This window comes from Clostridium bornimense, from assembly GCF_000577895.1.
Lineage (GTDB): Bacteria > Bacillota > Clostridia > Clostridiales > Clostridiaceae > Clostridium_AN > Clostridium_AN bornimense.
This window is the reverse complement of the sequence record NZ_HG917868.1, coordinates 302,811-320,759: the sequence shown is the minus strand read 5'-3', so window position 1 is coordinate 320,759 and position 17,949 is coordinate 302,811. Positions and strand designations below refer to the sequence as shown.

Genomic DNA, 17,949 nt, shown 5'->3' with positions numbered 1-17,949 from the left:
ATTAATATATAATCACTTAGCCAAAGAAACCTTAATTAACGAAGATTCTTCTTTCCTAAGTGCAATCATGGCTCCACGAATTCTATAAACTGTCAAATTATTTTTAGGCCCTTTCCGTAGTACTTCTATAACTGCTCCCTTAGTTAATCCTAGAGACAGTAACCGCTCTTTTAATAATTCTCCTGCTTCATTTGATGTAACTACAGCTGATTCCCCTGCCCCTATTTCTGATAACATCTCCATTTTATTTTCCTCCATAAAACATAAAATTCATAAGTATATTTGTTAGATTAATCTAACTTTTATTACTCACTATATACTATTCATAATAAAAAAATATCGTTACACATTTTCAAAGTAGTACCATTCACTTACTACTATATTTATGTACTACTACAAGACTTATAAAAATATATATATCTATAATTATATTTTTGAGGTGATATCATTGGACGATAAAAATACATTCTATACTTTTAACACATATCTCAACAATAATCTCATAACAGCATCTATGGAGGACTATATAGAAATGATTTATAGACTTTCATTAGATCAAGGCTACACACGAGTTAGCGAATTATCACATTCTCTTAATGTAACAGCTCCCTCTACTAATAATATGGTAAAAAAATTATGTGCTTTAAAATTAATTGAATATGAAAAATATAGTACTATAAAATTAACTACTTATGGAAAACATTATGGTGAATATCTATATAAAAGGCATAATACAATCTTCAAATTTTTATCTATTTTAGGCGTGAAAGATTCTATCTTAGAAGAAACCGAAAAAATTGAACATGTAATAAATGAAGAAACCTTAAACTGTATAAAAAACTTTATAGATAATTCTATAAATTCCCATTAATATTAATAATTCCTATATTTTTACGTTATTTTATTGTATAATATTATTAGATTGTAATTTTTTATAAGGAGTTGTTATCTTTGGAGAAAAAATTATTAAAAAGTGAACTTTCCATCATTAATAAAACCGATTTAGAATCTTTAATATTTTATCTTTCTGAAATAGATAGCAATATTAATAATTTAATTTTAGACTGGATTCAAAAAAATACTAAATCAAATAAACAACCTATTTCTTTAGTTCATACATCTTCAATATCTATGATACCTAAAACTATAGTAGATGAATCTCCTCAAAGATTATTATGGGAAAAATGGGACATACTTTCTAGGCTTCTTTCTAAATTAGAAAATAAAACTGATTACTCTGATGACGATTTATCTGAATTCTTTAGTATAATAGATTCTTTAACTCTAATATCATCAAACAATGAAATTGATGATACTTGTAAATCAAAATTAATAAATAAAATCTTTGTATATTACAACAAGTTAAACGATACGATAAAAGATACTTTTTTAGACTTTTTCTCTAACTTATGTACTAATTCAAAATTATGGACTCAAACTGTAGATTTACTAGAGAAAAACCCTACCGATAACGATTATTTATTTATAATGAATATATACAAAGACAAATTAAATAATGAAGAAAAGTTCTTAAGAATCAAAAGAGAAAAATTTGGAATGACCTCTTGGGAATTAGCTAAATATTATATAAATACACATCAAAATGATAAAGCTATAGAAGCTTGCGAAGAAGCCCTACTTAATAATGAAGAACCAATAGTTGATATATATAATTATCTTTTAAATTCCTATATAAAATACGGAGAAGAAGAAAAATTAAATAAATTAGCTAAAGAATCTTTTAATCATATGGATATTACTAAAAATATAGTTGATAAGACACTGCATTATTATTCAACTACTGGCAACATGTATGATTATATACAATTATTAATTTCTGCTTTTAAAATTCCATATAAAAAGAATTATTTTGAGGAATATAAAAGAATAAAAGACTGTATGGATGAAGCTGAATTTATTAGCATACGTCCTAGTCTACTTAATATTGTAAAATTTAGTATCAATACAAAAGAAGACTATTTACAAATATGTCTTTATGAAAAACTTTACGATAACATTATAGAAATATTAAAGAATGCTAAAACTACCCCTCCAGAAGATAACGATTTTGAAGTGTTAGATAAGTTTGCAGATCACTTAAAAGAAAGATTTCCTATAGAAATAATTGATTATTATATATCTGTATTTGAACTTCTACTAAGAATGAATAATGATAACTCATACGATGATATAACAAAGTACATTACAAAGATTCAATACATATATATAGAAATTCTAAATTCTGTAGAAAAATGGATGAATTTTATTTATAGAATAGAGCTAAAATATAGTGAAAAAATTGATTTAATAGAAAATATAAGAAAATTAGTTCCTAATTCTGAAGAGTAATATAGTCTACTGTTGCATATAATAATAACTTGCAACAGTATTTTTTTGATTGTTTGTGACTGTTTTTGATTATTTTTGATTATTACTATTGATTTTTTGATTTATTTTGATTATTATATAACCAGGGAGTGATGTAAATGTTAACAGAAGAAAGACATGAAATTATTCTTGAGAAATTAAAAGAGCAATCTACCATTACAGTAACGGAGTTAGTCACTTTACTAGATGCTTCAGAATCAACTATTAGACGTGACTTAAATACTCTTCACAAATCAGGACTTTTAAAAAAAATACATGGTGGAGCAACTATAATTTCAAATACTAAATTTAAAGAAGAAACTACAGTTAATATAAAAAAAGAATTAAATTTTAATACAAAACAAAAACTAGCTAAGTACGCAGCATCTCTTATTAATGATGAAGATATAGTTTATATCGATGCTGGAACTACTACTGAACTAATTATTGATTACATAGATGCTAAAAATGTTGTATTCGTAACTAATGGTATAGTTCATGCAAAAAAATTAATACAGAATGGCTTCAAGACTCTTATATTAGGTGGAGAAGTAAAACTTACTACTGAAGCTATTATCGGCATAGAAGCTGTAAACAGTCTAAAAAAGTATAACTTTACTAAAGGCTTCTTTGGAACTAATGGTGTTACAGCTGAAAGCGGATATACTACACCGGATATAAATGAAGCTCTAGTGAAAACAGAAGCTATAAACAGGTGTAATAAAAGTTATGTACTTTGCGATGAGTCGAAATTTAATGAAAATAGTTTTATTACATTTGCAAATATAGATGATGCAATAATGATCATCCCTAAATGTACTAATAACTTTAAAAATTTTACTAATGTAATGGAGGTAGAATAACTATGATAAAAACAATTACCTTAAATCCTTCCCTAGATTATATTGTTGATGTAGATAGTTTTCAAGAAGGCATGGTTAATAGAACTAACCATGAAGAAATCTTTGCTGGTGGAAAAGGAATTAATGTATCTATAGTCTTAAAAAATCTTGGGATTGATAATGAAGCATTAGGATATATAGCAGGATTTACTGGTGATGAAATATCAAAACGTGTATCAAAATTTGGAGTTCATTGTGATTTTGTTAAATTACAAGAAGGTATGTCTAGAATTAATGTAAAACTTAGAAGTAGCAAAGAATCTGAAATCAATGGTCAAGGCCCTAAAATTACACCTGAAGATATATTACACCTTAACCAAAAGTTAGATTCACTGAATGATGGAGATATATTAGTACTGGCAGGTAGTATCCCTACTTCTCTTCCTTCTGACACATACGAAAATATTATGAGTAGACTACAAGGTAAGGGAATCAAATTTATAGTAGACGCTACAAAAGACTTACTTTTAAATGTTTTAAAATATAAACCGTTTTTAATAAAACCAAATCATCATGAACTAGGAGAAATTTTTAATACTAAACTTACTAGTAAAGAAGAAATAATATCTCATGGTAAAAAGCTTCAAAAAATGGGTGCTGAAAATGTTCTTATTTCTATGGCCGGTGATGGTGCCATATTAATTACAAGTACTGGAGAAATATATTTTAGTGAAGTTCCTAAAGGTACACTAAAAAATTCTGTCGGTGCTGGCGACTCTATGGTTGCTGGTTTTATAGCCGGTTTTATAAAAACTAATGATTTCAAAGAAGCTTTCAAAATGGGTGTTGCCACTGGAAGTGCTAGCGCATTTTCTGAAGGCTTAGCCACAAAAGATAAGGTGTATCAGTTGTTAGAACAACTTAATGATATATAAATAGTTTACGAGGTGAAAAATATGCGAATTATTGACTTACTTAATAAAAATGGAATTGATCTTAATTTTAATGTTAACTCAAAATCAGAAGCAATTGACAGATTAGTTGACTTAATGAATGCAGCAGGAAACTTAAATGATAAGAAAGCATATAAAGAAGGCATATTAGCTAGAGAATCTCTTAGCACTACAGGAATAGGTGAAGGTATAGCTATTCCTCATGCTAAAGTTGCCGCAGTAAAAAAAGCTGGTCTTGCAGCTGCAGTCTCTAAAAAAGGTGTAGATTATGATTCTTTAGATGGTGCACCTGCTCACCTTTTCTTTATGATTGCAGCTCCTGAAGGTGGCAATGATGTACATTTAGAAGTATTATCAAGATTATCTACAATATTGATGGATGAATCATTTAGACAGTCACTTATAAATGCAAAAGATAAAGAAACATTTTTAAAACTTATTGATAAAAAAGAGCGTGAAAAATTCGATGAACCTGCTAAAGAAAAACAACCATCAAAAGAAGGTTATAGAGTATTAGCAGTAACTGCTTGTCCTACTGGTATTGCCCATACTTTTATGGCTGCAGAAAGTCTTGAAAATAAAGCAAAAGATTTAGGTATATCAATTAAAGTAGAAACTAATGGTTCTGGTGGCGCTAAAAATGTTCTTACTAAAGAAGAAATTGAAAATGCTGACTGTATTATTATCGCTGCTGATAAAAATGTTGAGATGGCACGTTTTGATGGAAAAAAAGTTATTAAAACTAAGGTTGCCGATGGTATTCATAAAGCAGAAGAATTAATTACTAAAGCAGCTAATGGAAATGCTGCAATTTATCATCACTCAAATGGAAACGATAACAGTGGAAGTGAATCTTCTGATAATGAGAGTATAGGTCGTAAGATTTATAAACACTTAATGAACGGTGTTTCTCATATGCTACCTTTTGTTATTGGTGGTGGTTTACTAATAGCTCTTGCTTTCTTATTTGATAATTATGAAATAGATCCTTCTAACTTTGGTTCTAATACACCTTTCGCAGCATTTTTAAAGAAAACTGGTGATATTTCATTTGGATTTATGCTTCCAGTATTAGCTGGATTTATAGCTATGAGTATCGGTGATAGGCCAGCACTTGCTGTAGGTTTTGTTGGTGGAATGATTGCAAAAGATGGTGGTTCCGGTTTCCTAGGCGCTTTAGCCGCAGGTTTCATAGCTGGTTATTTAGTAGTATTATTAAAGAAATTACTATCTTATCTTCCAGCATCATTAGAAGGTCTTAAACCTGTATTACTTTATCCACTACTTGGTATACTTGGAATTGGAGCAATTATGTTCTTCTTAATTAACCCTCCAGTATCAGCAGCAAATAACGCTTTAAATAACTTCTTAATGAGTATGAATTCTAGCAGTAAAATAATACTTGGTGCAATACTTGGTGGTATGATGGCTATTGATATGGGTGGTCCTTTCAACAAGGCTGCATATGTTTTTGGTACAGCAGCATTAAGTTCAGGACAATTTGAAATAATGGCAGCAGTTATGATTGGTGGTATGGTACCTCCACTTGGAATTGCATTATCTTCAACATTCTTTAAAAGTAAATATAGTAAACGTGACAGACAATCAGCATTAACAAACTATATCATGGGATTATCATTTATTACAGAAGGAGCTATTCCTTTCGCAGCAGCTGACCCAATAAGAGTAATACCTGCTTCTGTTGCTGGATCAGCAATAGCTGGTGCCTTATCAATGGCATTCGGATGTGGTCTTAGAGCTCCTCATGGTGGAATATTTGTAGTTCCAGTTATAAGTAATCCTTTCGGATTCTTAATCGCCTTAGCTGTTGGATCTGTAGTATCAATGTTTATACTTGGTATAATAAAGAAACCTGTAGTAGAAAAATAAACTTATATTTAAAAAGGGTGTCGCATTAGCAAATGAAAATTTGTTAGCGATACCTTCTTTTATTATGTCACAAGGTATGGCACAGGTAAATTATAGTAGAGAATAAGTAAGAGTGAATGATAATGGTGAATAATGAAAGTTAATTTTCCCCTGTGGGGAAAATATTATAGCCCTGCGGACAGCAAGCCGTTTTCATATTTACTATAAATTCAGAAACTTCAGCGAAACTTTATGAAGATGTAATTTTTATTATGGTGATATATTTATATGTTCAGCTCATATATAAAGCTATTATACTTAAGTGTTGTTTTATACTTACTATAAATACATAGATTCTAGTCCACCAACTTTGGCACTTATAATCTAAGAAATTCCTCAGGAATTTCATCCTTAACTCTTCACATTAATTCTTACTTATTCACTAACACTATGCCTTGATTGAAAAAGCTGCCACATTCCTTTATGATACATCCCCTTCTTTTTAAATAAATTAATATCTATTTAGTATATTTTCTATAAAATAATGAGAAACTAATTTTATATTATAAGGAGATGGTAATATGGATAATCAAAATATGAAACCTAATATGGATAACATTAAAAATGATTTAAAAAAATTTACTTCTGATATAGCTGAAGATGCTAAGTCAGCAACTCACTCTACAGCAAGTGCCATGTCTAATTTAGGTCATACAATAAAAAATGATGCAAAAAAATTCGGTAGCGAAATAAGCACCGACGCTCAAGAAATGATTAATAAGGCACAACAATACATAAAAAAAAATAACTAAAATAAAAATTATAGGGGCTGTTGCATTAGTAAATAAAAATTTATAAGCAATAGTTCCTTTTATCATGGCACAAGGTAAGGCACAGGTTAGAGGGCACAAGTAAGGTTAATTTTCCCTATGGGGAAAATATTATAAATCCTGCGTACAGCAAAGTATTTTCATATTTACTATAAATCTTAAAATTTTAGTCCAAGCTATATGAAAGTACAACCTTCATTAGATCCTGTAATGGTTTTGTATCAAATACAACTAACTTAAGAAAACTAATCTATTCTATACCCCTAACTTAAGCTCTTACAATTCAAAAAATTCTGCAGGAATTTCATCCATACCTGTGCCTTGTGCCATCATACTTGTGCACTATTACTCTATATGAATTGCACTTCCAAACCCAACATTATCCCATAACCATTTTGCATTTTCTTTTGCAAGTCTTATACATCCATCTGACAGCTTCATTCCAAGTCGTCCATCTCTTACTGTATCATCTAAGTTGTATATTATAGAATGAAATAAATAGTTTCCTTTAATCTGTGTATAATAATAACATTTATATCCTCTTTCAACACCAAAGTAAAGGCCTTTTGCCCCTACCTTAAAATCTCCTGTTATAGTTGGTGTTGATGGTTTTCCAATTGTACATAAATAAGTTTTCTCTAAAACCCATTTATTATTTTTTCTTATAAAAATATTAGTTCTGAAATTCTTTAAATCAACAAAGATAAAATAATTAGTACTACTATAATAATTTTTCGAGTTAGCCTTTATTGTAATTTCTTCGCCATAATCACCGCTATATGCAATATCATCTGATTTCCTTTTAGCACCTATATATATATTATTTTTTAATGACCTTAAACATCTAATAACCTTATTCATAACCTTTCCTATAATTATTACTTATGTTTTATTGTATGCAATACTAAAATATAGTGCCTAAATTTGAAAATTTTATTAATATACTATAAAATCATTGATAGATTTAATATTAAAAGGAGTACATTATGAAAATAAATTCTGTAATTCAATATATAAAAAACGAATTAGTTCTTTTCATTGCAGCAATCTTAGCAATATTAACTTCATTTTTTGCTACACCAAAATTAAGTTATATAGATTTTAAAGTTCTTATACTTTTATTTAATTTAATGATAGTTATTGCCGCATTTAAAGAATTTAATATTATGAACTATATTGCATCTATATTTATAAAAAATTGTTCAAGCTATAAAAACCTTACTATAGCTTTACTTTCTATATGTTTTTTTTCATCTATGATAGTAACTAACGATGTATCTCTAATAACTTTTGTACCATTAACTCTGATAATATGTTCATCTATTAATATAAATCCAATAAAAATCATAGTTCTTGAAACAATTGCATCTAATTTAGGTAGTGCATTAACTCCTATGGGAAATCCACAAAATTTATTTCTTTACTCATATTTTAATATATCACCACTAGAATTTTTTAAAATTACATTTCCCTTAACATTATTATCTTTAATTCTTCTTATTATAATTGCACTAAAAGGAGAAAACTATAAATTAGATGTAAAAGTATCAAAAGTAACTATTAAAAATAAACGCTTAAGTATTATTTTCTTTGTTCTATTCATAATAATACTTTTATCTGTATTTCACTTAATTAACTACAAAATCGTTTTTGTTATGACCATAATAACTACTGTTATTTTTGATAAAAAATTATTAATAAAAATAGACTATTCATTATTAATAACTTTTGTAGCTTTCTTTATATTCATAGGGAATATATCTTCAATAGAAACTATACGTATATTTATTAGTAATATATTAAATAATGGATTAAACACATATATTGGAGGAATTATCAGTAGTCAATTCATTAGTAATGTACCTGCAACAATGTTACTTTCTGGATTTACAGATTACTATAAGGAACTTTTATTATCTGTAAATATTGGTGGTTTAGGTACCTTAATTGCATCATTAGCTAGTGTTATTTCATATAAGCTATACTCAAAAGAATTTAGTAATGAATCTACTACATATCTTAAGAAGTTTACTAAGTATAATTTTATATTTTTAATTATTTTAACACCTATCATATACTTGTTAATATTATAATATAAGAGACTGCTGTATACTGATATGCTCCCCTTATGGTAGACACATAAAATAATTAAAATGTCTATCATGAGAGGGAGTATTTTTTTATGTGTAAAAAACGTAATTTTAGTGCTGAAGAAAAAGTTAAATATGTTGAGGAATATCTAAAAAGTAAAAATAGTATGAGTCATTTTTCATCTATGCTGGGGATTGCCTTAGAATCTTTTCGTCAATGGATTCGTAACTACAATAGTATAGGCGCGGAAGCCTTTACGATGGAAGGATATAAGGGCTATTCTAAAGAATTGAAATTACAAGCAGTAGAAGCTTATTTGTCAAATTTATATTCTCAAGATGAAATTTGTGCAAAATATAAAATACGTTCAAAAACGCAACTACAAAGATGGATTTCAATATATAATAGTCATAATAAACTAAAATCTTCTGGAGTTGGAGGGACAGCAATTATGACTAAAGGTAGAACTACAACTTATAATGAACGTATTGAGATTGTAAAGTATTATATAGAAAATGATAAAAATTACGCTAAAACAGCAGAAAAATTTCAAATATCATATCAACAAATATATAGTTGGATTAAGAAATATGAAACCAATGGCATTGAAGCACTATTAGATAAACGTGGAAAGCGAAAGCTTGCCGATGAAATGTCTGAAATAGAAAAGTTAAAAGCGAAAAACAAATTACTTGAAGCCGAAAATCGTAGACAACAGATGGAGATAGAATTCTTAAAAAAGTTAGACGAAATAGAAAGGAGGCGATTTTAAGTAAAACAAAAAATGAATTTATCTATTTAGCAATACAAGAGTTGCATAAGCAAAAATCTTTTTCTATTAAAGAATTATGTGAAATAGCCGGTATTGCACGCTCCGCATATTATAAATGGACGAATCGCAAAGTAAGTATGAATGAAAAATTTAATGAGGTGTTATTATCACTTATACAAGAATCATATGAAGAAATAAACGGAATATTAGGATATAGACAAATGACTATAAAATTAAATCGTGAAAATGATTTTCATGTAAATCCAAAGAGAATTTATAGGCTTATGTGTATTCTTAATCTAAAGTCAGTATGTCGTAGAAAACGAAAAACTTATAAAAAATCTACACCTGAAACTGTAGCTGATAATATTCTAAATAGAGATTTCTATGCAGATAAATTTGGTGAAAAGTGGCTCACAGATGTAACGGAAATGAAGTATGGTATTGGAAAGAAAGCATATTTAAGTGCAATTCTAGATCTTTCTGATAAGAGTATTGTCTCTTTTGTAATTGGGCATTCAAATAATAATAATCTAGTGTTTCAAACATTTGATATTGCCCGTAGGGAGTATCCGCAGGCTACGCCTATTTTTCATAGTGATCGTGGTTTTCAGTATACTTCAAAAACATTTAAGAAAAAGCTTGAAGAAGCTAATATGATTCAAAGTATGTCACGAGTATCACGTTGTATTGATAATGGTCCAATGGAAGCATTTTGGGGTATGTTAAAATCAGAAATGTATTATTTAAAGAAATTTAATTCATATGAAGAATTAGAAGCAGCAATTATAGAGTACATAGATTATTACAATAATCGTAGATATCAAAAACGTCTCAACTCTATGACTCCGTTAGAATATAGGGAGTATTTATTAAAATCTGTAGCATAAAATATAGCTAACCACAAAAGTGATTAGCTATATTAAATATTTTTATTATTTCACCTGTCTACTTGACAGGGAGCAGTTCATACTGTAAAATTCAGTATTACTTCAGTCTCTTTAATCATTGTTATTATTCATTAATTACTTTATAAATTGCCTTAGCAACTCCATCATTATAATTAGTATCTGTTATATATTTTGCTATTGCTTTTATTTCATCAATTGCATTTCCCATAGCAAAGGATATAGGAAATTCTTTAAACATAGAATAATCGTTAAAACTATCTCCTAGAACTATAACTTCATCCTTTTCTATACCTAATTTTTTAGCTACCTTAGCTAAAATAAGTCCCTTTTGTGCTTCTATATTATTTATCTCTATATTTCTATGAAAACTTCCTGATACTGCAATTCCTTCAATATCACTTAATTCCTTTTTAACTTTATTAGTAGTTTCTTCACTATCATAAAAGGCAACAAATTTTGCTATTTCAACATCACTATTAAAGAATTCATCTAAATCACTAATATAATTTAAACTTGTATACTCTGGATGATTAACTGCTATTTTTAATGCCTCTTCAAAGGATATATTCATAAAAATTTCAAGCATATGAGCAGTATCTTCTAATGCCTGTTCTTTTGTCTCTGTAGTCCACATCCCCTTATTGGTATATATTTGTAATGCTACACCTTTTTTGTTTACCTTCTCTATAACTTCTCTTGCCTTTATTTTATCTATATATACTTTCTCTATTATGCTACCATCATAATCACGATACTCGGCACCATTCATAACTACACATTGACACTTCAATCCTGCTTCTTTTAAAAATGGTTCAACATCTTCATATTTTCTTCCTGTTACTATAGCAAAATCTATGCCTTTCTCTTCTGCCATTTTTATAGCTTTTAAATTTTCTTTTGATATTTTATGATCACTTCCAAGTAAAGTTCCATCCATATCTGATGCAATAAGCTTTATCATAAACATTCCTCGCCTTCTTTAGTAAATTTACTTGTCTTATTATACTATAACACAAATTTAGATTATTATTTTATCCACTTTCGTTACATTTTATGGTATAATTGTCTTATTATTTTATTAATTAAAAGAGGTGTATAAAAAATGGAAACAGACCCTAGCGCGACGAGTAATATTGCTATACAATTACTTTTAGTTGTTATACTAACATTAATCAATGCTTTTTTTGCATCAGCAGAAATGGCTATCGTATCAGTAAACAAACATAAATTAAAACTCTTAGCTAATGAAGGCAATAAAAAAGCACAACTACTATTAAATCTTACTGATGATCCAAGTAAATTATTGGCTACAATACAAGTAGGAATAACTCTTGCAGGATTTTTCTCTAGTGCCTCCGCTGCAACAGGAATATCAAGTCATTTATCAAAAATTTTAAAATCTGTAAATATTCCTTATAGCAATCAAATTTCACTAATTGGTATAACAATAATTTTATCTTATATCACATTAGTCTTCGGAGAGTTATATCCAAAAAGAATTGCTCTTAGAAATGCGGAATCTTTAGCAATGTTTTCTGTAAAGCCAATAATGATAGTTTCTACTATAGCTTCACCATTTGTAAAATTTCTTTCCTTATCAACTAACTTTCTTGTTAAAATTACTGGGATAGAAAAAAATGCTATAGAAGATAGCGTCTCTCGTGAAGAACTTCGTTCTTTTGTTGAAGTTGGACAAGAGCAAGGTGTTATTAATGAGACCGAAATGGATATGATTAATAGTATCATAGAATTCGATGATAAAATGGCAAAAGAAATTATGACTCCTAGTACTGAGACATTTTCTATTGACATTAATATTCCTATCAAAGAATTCATTGATAAATTGTTAGAAGAGCAATATTCAAGAATACCAGTTTACTCAAATGATCTTGATAACATTATTGGTATTGTATATCTTAAGGATATATTTGAAGCAGCATATAATTATGGATTTGATAACATAAACTTAGAAAAAATAATGAGAAAACCTTATTTTGTTCCAGAAACAAAAAATATTGATGTTCTTTTTAAAGAATTACAAGATTCAAAACAACATATGTCTATATTAGTGGACGAGTATGGTGGTTTTTCTGGAATTGTAACCATTGAAGATATTATAGAAGAAGTTATGGGAAATATAGATGATGAGTTTGACATAGAAAATCATTACTTCTGTAAAATCGATAATAATAACTTCATTGTTGATGGGTTACTCTCTCTTGTAGATTTAAATAACTACCTCGATATAAATGTAAAATCAGATATTTCTGATACTGTAGGCGGATTTCTTATTAATGAAATTGGGGGAATACCAAAACCTAATGAAGATATCACCATTGAATATAACAATGTCCTATTTAAAGTAGAAGAAGTAGATGAAAAACGAATAAAAAAGGTTAAAATTTCTATATAAAATCAAAAAAGGAGCTGTCGCACAAAGAAGTGCGGCAGCTTTTTCAGCAAAATAGAGCAAATGAAAGGTACATACAGGGCACAAGTATGAGGGCACAGGGCACAGGTATGGATGAAATTCTTGAAGAATTTCTGAAATTTTAAGTGCTTAGTTGAATGATATAAGTTAGGCTATTCTTTTACTTATATAACAATTACTATAAAAGTCATTACAGTGGGCTAATGAAGGTTGCACCTTCATATATCTTGGTGAATATATGGATTTATAGTAAATGTGAGAACACCTTGCTGTCCGCATGACTATAATAAAATTCCTCCTAAAGAGGAATTTTCACATTACTTGTGCCCTGTGCATTCTAACCTGTGCCATAATAAAAGAATTTATCGCTCACAAATTTTCGTTTTTTAATGCGACATCCCTTTCTATTTATTCCATAATATATTTATTATTAGTTTTCCCTCTTCCAACGATGCTTTAATCTCATGCCCCATTTCTTCTATCAAAGCTTTTACAATAGATAATCCTAACCCTGTACTATTATCACTTCTCGATAAATCACCAGTATAAAATCTATTGAAAATTTTCTCTATATCTCCGTTATTTAAACCTGGTGCATCATTTATAAATGTTGTTACTACAAACTTTTCTTCATCTTTTACTATAAACTTTACTTCTCCACTATTATATTTCAATATATTATTTATAAGATTGGAAAAAACTCTATTTACTGATCCCTCATCTGCAATAACCTTAGGAACTTTTTCATCAATAACTACTGTTGTCTCTATATTTACCTCTAAAAAATTATCATAAAATAATGCTAAAACTTCACAAAATACTTCCTTGATATCTACTAATTTTAAATCCATTTTATACTCATTACACTCTATTCTTGATAAGTCATAAAAAGAATTTATGAGGTTACTTAATTTTTCTGTTCTCTTCTTTACTATCTTTATATACCGATTTTTATCTATCTCTTTTACACTATCACTTTCAATAAGCTGCATATATCCCATTATAGAAGTAAGAGGAGTCCTTAAATCATGAGCCATACTAGCGATGCTCTCTTTAAGATTTTCATCATTTTCCTTAACCCTTAAATTCGATTCATGATTTTTTTTATATAAATTATTAATTTCTATCGCTAAATTTTCTATTTCTCTATTTATAGAAGATATTCTTATTGGAGTTAAATAGCCATTACTATTCCTTATCTGCTTACTCATATTTTTAATTTCTCTTTTATACCCAATAATAATGGCTAATAAAATCAATATTATTATTAATAATATAAGATTCATCTTTCCCTCCTATAATTGAAAATTTAAACTTTTAAAATTATGCTCTAAATGCAATATATAAAGCTATTATACTTAAGTGTTGTTATTTTAAAGAAATCTAAATTAATACACTTATTTTATATCTTGTTTGTTAATTACACAAACTCCCACCAAAATTGCTATAACTAAAGTAACTATTGAAACTACCGCTGCTCTTAATAAATCTCCATTATTAGCAAACGAACTCACTACAGTTGCCCAAGTATATGCCGGGATAAATTTAAAAATATTGTCTAACCACCCATATATTCCATATGCCATTCCTAAAAACATTGGTATTACAGAAAATAATACAATACCTATTCCGATAGTTGATCCGTTACTTTTTAATACTGTTGCTAACAACATCATAAGAGATGTAACAGCTATCGTTGCTAATGACGCTAATCCAAATACCTTTAGAATTTCTAGGACTTCACCAAAATCAAAAGTTTCACCCCATCCTTCAAATATACATATTCCTACTGTAGATACTGAAACTAAAATTGCTAATAACAAAATTACACCAATAGAAATTGCTAGAACTTTTCCAATATAATATTTGTATCTCTTTACACCATAAGCTAGTGTGTTCTTAATTGTTCCTTGTGAATATTCTTTTGCCACCATAGCACCTACTAATACAGCAATAAATATTTCTATAATACCAGTTCCAAAAGATTGATAAAATACTTCCTTCCCTGTAGGATGAAATGGATCCTCTCCAGAAAGAGTCATTCCCATATTCGTTGATAATTTTATCTCTTTATCTTGATTTGGAATAGCCTGCATTTGTTGCTCAAAAATTTGTTTTTCTGATTCTGACATCTCTTTTGTAATGGAATCAATAAATCCTTCACTACTCATTATCTTTGTGATTCCCATAGTAAAAAAAGACATTAATAATATAATCAAACATAATACTTTAAAAGTAGTATTTTTCTTTAATTTAAATAACTCTGCCTTTAATATTCTAAGCATTTTTTACACCCCCAATTTTAGTTAAGAAATATTCTTCTAAATTTTGACCTTTTAAGAATATCCTCTCCACTATAATTCCATTGGTTGCCAAAATGCTGTTTATCTCACCAGATTTATCTAAATTACTGTATATTTTAATTAAGTTATTTGATAATACTTCATATTCTATTATTCCTAATTTTTCTTCTAAAATAACTACAGCTTCTTTAGCATCATTTACTGCTACCTCTATATACTGTCTACATTTTTCATTTAACTCTTTTGCTGTAATCTCTTCTATGAGATTACCATTATTTATAATACCATAACAAGTAGCTAGCTCTGATAATTCTCCTAATATATGACTTGAAATTAATATAGTTATATCTCTTTCCTTATTAATCTTTTTTAACAACTCTCTAATTTCTACTATACTTACTGGATCTAATCCATTTACGGGCTCATCTAAAATTAATATCTTAGGATTACCTAGAAGAGCATTGGCAATTCCTAGTCTTTGCCTCATTCCAAGAGAAAAATTCTTTACCTTCTTTTTCCCTGTATCTTTAAGTCCTACTAATTCTAAAACATCATCAATTTCTTTTTTACCGGCAATTCCTCTTACAAGTCTTGACACTTCTAAATTTTCTTTTGCTGTCATTGATCCATAAAATGTAGGGGTTTCTACAATGCTCCCTATCATCATTCTAGCTTCATTTATATTTGCACCTTCTGTAGTACCTAAAATTTCTATGTCACCACTAGTTTTATGAATTAAACCTACTATCATCCTAATTAATGTTGTTTTACCAGCTCCATTTTTTCCTATAAATCCATATATATCACCTTTACGTATTGTCATATCTACATTATTAACTGCAACTTGACTTCCATACACCTTTGAAAGTTTAGTTGTTTTTAATACTATTTCTTTCATTCTCTTACCTCCTTGACCTTATAACAAAATTATAAATATAAACTTATAAGACCAATTAAAGAAAACATTAAGAAAATCTTAAGTTTATTCCTTAAGCTTAAATCCTATCCCCCATACTGTTTGTATATATTCTGTATCCTTATCAAAACTATTTAATTTAGATCTTAAATTACTAACATGTACATTAACGGTATTATCGTCACCTAAAAACTCACTTTTCCAAACACTTTCAAAAATATTAGTCCTAGTAAATACCTTCTTTGGATTAGTAAGTAGTAACTCCAAAATACTATATTCTCTTAAAGTAAGATTTACTAATTGATTTTTTACATATACCTCATGCGATTCTCTATTTAAATATAGATTTTTATATGTGATATTGTCGTTAGTATTTATATTAGTGGAAAACTTAGTATATCGCCTAAGTTGTGCCTCTACTCTAGCTATCACTTCTTCAATATCAAAAGGCTTAGCTATAAAATCGTCTGCTCCCAATCTTAGCACATTTATTTTATCTTCCTTGCCTATCTTTGCTGAAATAACTATTATAGGCATAACTTTTACCTTTCTAATTTCTTCTATAAGACTTTCTCCAGTTACACCAGGTAACATCAAATCTAATAATATTAAATCATAATCATTGCTATTTATCCAAAGCTTACCCTCACTTCCTGAATAAGCTTTTGTTACTTCATATCCTTCTCTTAATAAAATCTCACTTAAAAGATCATTTATATCTGAATCATCTTCTATTATTAATATTTTATTATTCATCATAATTGACCCCCATAAATTCGCTGTATATAAATTATATCATATACATTATAATCACCCTCATACATAATTCTAAATAAAATATAGGGCTGAAGCACAATAAATTAATTTTGTGCTTCAACCCTATTATTAATATCCAAATACTATAGCTTTAATAACAGCAAAAAACTCTCTTACATAAAAGTTTACAGCTAATGCTTTATGTCCAGGTGAAGGATATCTTAAACACTTAAATCCTATATCTTCAGCCAATAATTTAGCTCTATACATATGAAAATTATTCGTTATCACTGTTATAGTAATATTCTTTTTATCGTCAATTTCTTTAAGTTTTCTTTTAGTAAATTTAAAGTTTTCATATGTATTAGTTGACTTATCTTCCTCAATTATTAATTCTTCATTAACTCCATTTGTAATAAGGTAGTTCTTCATTGCCTCTGCTTCACTTAGATCCTCATCAGGTCCCTGTCCTCCTGATACTACAATAGGTACTTCTGGATATAACTTATTATATTCTACTGCCGCATCTAATCTGCATCTTAATGCTGTAGTAATCCTACTACCTCTAAGTCCTGCTCCTAATACTACAACGTAATCTGGCTTTCCTTTATCATGTACAAAACCATTGTATATTATTATGCACTCAACAAATAAAAATATCACTAAACAAATAGAAAATAAAATAAATACACTGCTTCTAAAAATCTTAGGGATCTTGTCCCATATGCTTATTTCTTTCTTTAAAGAAATACTATTATAAGCAATAAGTAATACTCCTACAATAAAAAAAGTTTCAGAAAAAGCTATCTTACCATAAAAAAATCTTAAAGCTAAATAATATATTACAAATATACAACCTATAAATATTAATACTTTATTCATCCATTTTACTTTTTTATTCATATATC

The 17,949-nt window shown here is 28.3% G+C and carries 18 protein-coding genes; 10 read left to right on the top strand and 8 right to left on the bottom strand.

The window, feature by feature from the left end:
* Positions 1 to 12: 12 nt before the first annotated feature.
* Positions 13 to 243: a FeoA family protein gene (locus tag CM240_RS01450; RefSeq protein WP_044035914.1), complete on the bottom strand. Its 231-nt coding sequence runs from the start codon at positions 241 to 243 to the stop codon at positions 13 to 15.
* 205 nt (positions 244 to 448) lie between these two features.
* Between CM240_RS01450 and CM240_RS01445 the strand changes: the two genes are divergently transcribed.
* From CM240_RS01445 to CM240_RS01420, 6 genes are all read left to right on the top strand, one after another.
* Positions 449 to 871 (top strand): metal-dependent transcriptional regulator, encoded by a 423-nt coding sequence (locus CM240_RS01445; protein ID WP_044035913.1) that lies wholly within the window; start codon positions 449 to 451, stop codon positions 869 to 871.
* A gap of 80 nt (positions 872 to 951) precedes the next feature.
* Positions 952 to 2,349: a hypothetical protein gene (locus CM240_RS01440; protein ID WP_044035912.1), complete on the top strand. Its 1,398-nt coding sequence runs from the start codon at positions 952 to 954 to the stop codon at positions 2,347 to 2,349.
* A gap of 137 nt (positions 2,350 to 2,486) precedes the next feature.
* Positions 2,487 to 3,230: a DeoR/GlpR family DNA-binding transcription regulator gene (locus tag CM240_RS01435; protein WP_044035911.1), complete on the top strand. Its 744-nt coding sequence runs from the start codon at positions 2,487 to 2,489 to the stop codon at positions 3,228 to 3,230.
* A 2-nt stretch (positions 3,231 to 3,232) separates the two neighbouring features.
* On the top strand, positions 3,233 to 4,144 hold the full coding sequence (gene pfkB, locus CM240_RS01430) for a 1-phosphofructokinase (protein ID WP_044035910.1): 912 nt from the start codon (positions 3,233 to 3,235) through the stop codon (positions 4,142 to 4,144).
* A 21-nt stretch (positions 4,145 to 4,165) separates the two neighbouring features.
* The gene (locus CM240_RS01425) at positions 4,166 to 6,052 is read left to right on the top strand and encodes a PTS fructose transporter subunit IIABC (RefSeq protein WP_044035909.1); all 1,887 of its coding nucleotides are present in this window, start codon (positions 4,166 to 4,168) and stop codon (positions 6,050 to 6,052) included.
* A gap of 560 nt (positions 6,053 to 6,612) precedes the next feature.
* On the top strand, positions 6,613 to 6,843 hold the full coding sequence (locus CM240_RS01420) for a hypothetical protein (protein WP_044035908.1): 231 nt from the start codon (positions 6,613 to 6,615) through the stop codon (positions 6,841 to 6,843).
* 363 nt (positions 6,844 to 7,206) lie between these two features.
* Here the strand turns inward: CM240_RS01420 and CM240_RS01415 are convergent, their stop codons facing one another.
* Positions 7,207 to 7,722 (bottom strand): L,D-transpeptidase, encoded by a 516-nt coding sequence (locus tag CM240_RS01415; RefSeq protein WP_084485337.1) that lies wholly within the window; start codon positions 7,720 to 7,722, stop codon positions 7,207 to 7,209.
* Positions 7,723 to 7,847: 125 nt separating this feature from the next.
* Between CM240_RS01415 and CM240_RS01410 the strand changes: the two genes are divergently transcribed.
* The 3 genes from CM240_RS01410 to CM240_RS01400 all read left to right on the top strand — a co-directional run bounded on the left by CM240_RS01410 (position 7,848) and on the right by CM240_RS01400 (position 10,614).
* Positions 7,848 to 8,954, top strand: a complete 1,107-nt coding sequence (locus tag CM240_RS01410) for an SLC13 family permease (RefSeq protein WP_044035906.1) — start codon at positions 7,848 to 7,850, stop codon at positions 8,952 to 8,954.
* An 89-nt stretch (positions 8,955 to 9,043) separates the two neighbouring features.
* Positions 9,044 to 9,724 carry a helix-turn-helix domain-containing protein gene (locus tag CM240_RS01405; RefSeq protein ID WP_044035761.1) on the top strand — a complete coding sequence of 227 codons (681 nt, stop codon included), beginning with the start codon at positions 9,044 to 9,046 and terminating at the stop codon, positions 9,722 to 9,724.
* Positions 9,682 to 10,614, top strand: coding sequence for an IS3 family transposase (locus CM240_RS01400; protein ID WP_156930482.1), 933 nt, complete (start codon positions 9,682 to 9,684; stop codon positions 10,612 to 10,614). The genes CM240_RS01405 and CM240_RS01400 overlap by 43 nt, the downstream gene beginning before the upstream one ends.
* Before the next feature lie 124 nt (positions 10,615 to 10,738).
* Here the strand turns inward: CM240_RS01400 and CM240_RS01395 are convergent, their stop codons facing one another.
* A complete protein-coding gene (locus CM240_RS01395; protein WP_044039637.1) occupies positions 10,739 to 11,596 on the bottom strand; it encodes a Cof-type HAD-IIB family hydrolase in 858 nt (285 codons plus the stop codon).
* Positions 11,597 to 11,737: 141 nt separating this feature from the next.
* Between CM240_RS01395 and CM240_RS01390 the strand changes: the two genes are divergently transcribed.
* Positions 11,738 to 13,048: a hemolysin family protein gene (locus CM240_RS01390; RefSeq protein ID WP_044035905.1), complete on the top strand. Its 1,311-nt coding sequence runs from the start codon at positions 11,738 to 11,740 to the stop codon at positions 13,046 to 13,048.
* Positions 13,049 to 13,470: 422 nt separating this feature from the next.
* Here CM240_RS01390 and CM240_RS01385 read toward each other — a convergent pair whose 3' ends face one another.
* The 5 genes from CM240_RS01385 to CM240_RS01365 all read right to left on the bottom strand — a co-directional run bounded on the left by CM240_RS01385 (position 13,471) and on the right by CM240_RS01365 (position 17,944).
* A complete protein-coding gene (locus tag CM240_RS01385) occupies positions 13,471 to 14,352 on the bottom strand; it encodes a sensor histidine kinase (RefSeq protein WP_044035904.1) in 882 nt (293 codons plus the stop codon).
* A gap of 111 nt (positions 14,353 to 14,463) precedes the next feature.
* Positions 14,464 to 15,351: an ABC transporter permease subunit gene (locus CM240_RS01380; RefSeq protein WP_044035903.1), complete on the bottom strand. Its 888-nt coding sequence runs from the start codon at positions 15,349 to 15,351 to the stop codon at positions 14,464 to 14,466.
* The gene (locus CM240_RS01375; protein ID WP_044035902.1) at positions 15,344 to 16,267 is read right to left on the bottom strand and encodes an ATP-binding cassette domain-containing protein; all 924 of its coding nucleotides are present in this window, start codon (positions 16,265 to 16,267) and stop codon (positions 15,344 to 15,346) included. Before CM240_RS01375 ends, CM240_RS01380 begins: the two co-directional genes overlap by 8 nt.
* An 84-nt stretch (positions 16,268 to 16,351) precedes the next feature.
* Positions 16,352 to 17,044, bottom strand: coding sequence for a response regulator transcription factor (locus CM240_RS01370; protein WP_044035901.1), 693 nt, complete (start codon positions 17,042 to 17,044; stop codon positions 16,352 to 16,354).
* 126 nt (positions 17,045 to 17,170) lie between these two features.
* The gene (locus CM240_RS01365) at positions 17,171 to 17,944 is read right to left on the bottom strand and encodes a YdcF family protein (RefSeq protein WP_044035900.1); all 774 of its coding nucleotides are present in this window, start codon (positions 17,942 to 17,944) and stop codon (positions 17,171 to 17,173) included.
* Positions 17,945 to 17,949: the final 5 nt, after the last annotated feature.

What these genes read in the sequence shown, in the direction of transcription:
- CM240_RS01425 (WP_044035909.1), top strand. Translation starts at nt 4,166, where the DNA reads ATGCGAATTATTGACTTACTTAATAAAAATGGAATTGATCTTAATTTT.
- CM240_RS01410 (WP_044035906.1), top strand. Translation starts at nt 7,848, where the DNA reads ATGAAAATAAATTCTGTAATTCAATATATAAAAAACGAATTAGTTCTT.
- CM240_RS01365 (WP_044035900.1), bottom strand. Translation starts at nt 17,944, where the DNA reads ATGAATAAAAAAGTAAAATGGATGAATAAAGTATTAATATTTATAGGT.
- CM240_RS01385 (WP_044035904.1), bottom strand. Translation starts at nt 14,352, where the DNA reads ATGAATCTTATATTATTAATAATAATATTGATTTTATTAGCCATTATT.
- CM240_RS01370 (WP_044035901.1), bottom strand. Translation starts at nt 17,044, where the DNA reads ATGATGAATAATAAAATATTAATAATAGAAGATGATTCAGATATAAAT.
- CM240_RS01435 (WP_044035911.1), top strand. Translation starts at nt 2,487, where the DNA reads ATGTTAACAGAAGAAAGACATGAAATTATTCTTGAGAAATTAAAAGAG.
- CM240_RS01380 (WP_044035903.1), bottom strand. Translation starts at nt 15,351, where the DNA reads ATGCTTAGAATATTAAAGGCAGAGTTATTTAAATTAAAGAAAAATACT.
- CM240_RS01395 (WP_044039637.1), bottom strand. Translation starts at nt 11,596, where the DNA reads ATGATAAAGCTTATTGCATCAGATATGGATGGAACTTTACTTGGAAGT.
- CM240_RS01390 (WP_044035905.1), top strand. Translation starts at nt 11,738, where the DNA reads ATGGAAACAGACCCTAGCGCGACGAGTAATATTGCTATACAATTACTT.
- CM240_RS01375 (WP_044035902.1), bottom strand. Translation starts at nt 16,267, where the DNA reads ATGAAAGAAATAGTATTAAAAACAACTAAACTTTCAAAGGTGTATGGA.
- CM240_RS01450 (WP_044035914.1), bottom strand. Translation starts at nt 243, where the DNA reads ATGGAGATGTTATCAGAAATAGGGGCAGGGGAATCAGCTGTAGTTACA.
- CM240_RS01405 (WP_044035761.1), top strand. Translation starts at nt 9,044, where the DNA reads ATGTGTAAAAAACGTAATTTTAGTGCTGAAGAAAAAGTTAAATATGTT.
- CM240_RS01420 (WP_044035908.1), top strand. Translation starts at nt 6,613, where the DNA reads ATGGATAATCAAAATATGAAACCTAATATGGATAACATTAAAAATGAT.
- pfkB (WP_044035910.1), top strand. Translation starts at nt 3,233, where the DNA reads ATGATAAAAACAATTACCTTAAATCCTTCCCTAGATTATATTGTTGAT.
- CM240_RS01415 (WP_084485337.1), bottom strand. Translation starts at nt 7,722, where the DNA reads ATGAATAAGGTTATTAGATGTTTAAGGTCATTAAAAAATAATATATAT.